Annotated in this window: 3 protein-coding genes; all 3 read left to right on the forward strand. The window is 68.0% G+C overall.

The annotated features are described in order from the left end of the window. On the forward strand, positions 1-188 hold a 188-nt coding region (locus I6U14_RS06935; protein ID WP_296897997.1), incomplete at its 5' end, for a hypothetical protein. Between the two features lie 150 nt (positions 189-338). After that, on the forward strand, positions 339-1,106 hold the full coding sequence (locus I6U14_RS06940; protein ID WP_296897998.1) for a hypothetical protein: 768 nt from the start codon (positions 339-341) through the stop codon (positions 1,104-1,106). A 146-nt stretch (positions 1,107-1,252) separates the two neighbouring features. Then, on the forward strand, positions 1,253-2,218 hold the full coding sequence (locus tag I6U14_RS06945; protein WP_296898000.1) for a metallophosphoesterase family protein: 966 nt from the start codon (positions 1,253-1,255) through the stop codon (positions 2,216-2,218). Positions 2,219-2,270: the final 52 nt, after the last annotated feature.

The following is a 2,270-nucleotide window of genomic DNA, read 5'->3' on the forward strand; positions in this document are numbered from 1 at the left end:
TGCACCTGATGCACGAGCTGGCGGATGCCCTCCAGCAGGTCGTCACGCTGCTGCACAATCTGGGGCATGAACCCGCGGCGCTGGCAGATCGGCGTCGGTTCGCCGATGTCTCGGACGACGCCGAGCAGATCGCCGCCGTGAGCCCCGTCATCGAAGCCCTTGCGGGCCAGTCCCTGCGGCTGCACTAGCTTCACCATCCCTGCGGCTGCACTAGCTTCACCAATGGATTCCGCGCCGCGCAGCGGCGTGAGGTTGGCGGTTTTGTTGCAAAGAGGTTTCATCCCGACGGCGGGGGTTCGGTATAGTCGGCCTGTCGCGCCATACGAGCCACTGCGTCGATGTTGCCGAGCCGCCTGCTGCTGCGCAGCCACCCCATCCGCACCCAGCTCGCCGCGCGGCGCGCTGCGGCCGATGCGATTCGCGCCCAGCCGGCCTATCGCATCGCACTCTGGCCGGACGGCTGGGTCTTGGAGCCGGACGGCGCCGTGCGCGTGGTCGACACGCACGCCATGGCCGAGGCACGGCGTTGGTTTGAGATGGCTGAGCGCACCACCGGCACCGCCGTTCGCCGGCCGCTGACCGCCGCCGAGCAGCGCCGCGCCATGCGCCTGCTCGGCGTCTATGTACCTCCCGCTGTCGTTGCGCTGTCGGGGCGCCGGTTCCGCTCAGAAGAAGTGGCGTCGGTCGCATTGACTCTGGTTGCGGGCGACTGGATCACAGAGCGCCGGCGCCAGCTGTTGACCCAGCCCGAGCGCGCACTCGCGGAGCAGGCGCGGGCCTGGCAAGGCTCGCGCCACCAGTGCCCGGCCAGCGCCGATGCCGCCGAAGCCTTGCTGCGGCAGGCGCTGGATGCGTGTATTGCCGAGGGCCTTGTGCCGGCCGCCCGCTATCGCCTGGTTTCGCGCTGTGAAGACGGATTTGGCCTGCGCCGCTGGCGCTGCGCCGTCGAGGTCAACCTGGACCCTTACGCTCGCGCTAGGGCCCGTGAGGCGTTGACTACGGCGCTGATCCCGTGGAACCGTGCGGTCATCCGCGATGGCATGCCTATGCCGCTCATCACGCTCGACGTGCGGGCGTGTCATGGGCCGCGCGCTGCCACTGCCTGAGCGCATTGTGATGCTTGCTCGCAGCCGTCCCGTCAGCAAGGCCATACTGTCCGCCGAGGCGGGCAGTCACTCGGCTCGATGGTCGCCCTTGGTCATCCCGGATGACAGTGAGCCGCCTCGTCCACGCCAACCGCAGACTTGGGCCTATGTCCCCTAACTCAGCGCCCCGCCGTCTGTCCGTTGTCGCCCGGCTTGGTTTCCTGCTGTTCGTCGCCCTGCTGGCGGGGTCGGCGGCCGCAGGCTCGCTGCGCTTCTTCGCGCTCGGCGATCTGCCCTACTCAGATGCAGAGGCCAATCTGTTGGCTCGCCTGCTGGAACAGGCCGCCGCAGAGGAGCCCGCCTTCATCGTCCATGTCGGTGACATCAAGGGTGGTGCCCAGCCCTGCACCGACGCCCACAACCGCGCGGTGGCCCGGCTGTTCCGTGACCAGCCTGTGCCCGTGGTCTACACCCCCGGCGATAACGAATGGACGGACTGCCACCGCAAAGCCGCGGGCGGGCTGGACCCGCTGTCGCGCCTCGCCAGTGTGCGCCGGGTGTTCTTCGATGATCCGGCTGTGCTGCACAACCATACCCTCGGGCTCAGGATGCCGCGGCCCGAGTTTCCCGAGAACGCCTGGTTCATCCGCGATGATGTGCTCTTCGTGGTGCTGCATGTCGTCGGCAGCAACAATGCGTGGCAGCCGCGGATACCCGCCCGACATGCGGCGTTCCGGGCGCGTGCCGACGCCAACAGAGCGTTGCTGTCGCAAGCGTTAGGAGCTGGAGGGGACGCCGGGGTGCGGGCTGCGGTGCTGATCTTTCACGCCAACCCCGTGTTCGAGCAGCCCGGCAAGCGCGGCTTCGTGCCCCTCAAGCAGGATCTTCAGCAGTTCCTGGCGCGCTTTGACGGACCGATGCTGCTGATCCACGGCGATACCCATAGCTACAAGTTCGACCGGCCCGTGATCGACCCCGACACCGGCGAGCCGCTTGCCCGGGTCCAGCGGCTGGAAGTCCCCGGCTCGCCCATCGTGGCCGGCGTCCGGGTGAGCGTTGACCTGGACACCGAGCCCGTCTTCAGCGTCCGTACCGTCCTTCCCAGCGCGAGCGAAGACTGGCTGGAGCGCTAGCCCATGTTTAACATGACCCCATTGAAATGTGGCCTGTCGCATGAGGCAAGTG

The organism is Thiohalocapsa sp. (assembly GCF_019695415.1).
Lineage (GTDB): Bacteria > Pseudomonadota > Gammaproteobacteria > Chromatiales > Chromatiaceae > Thiohalocapsa.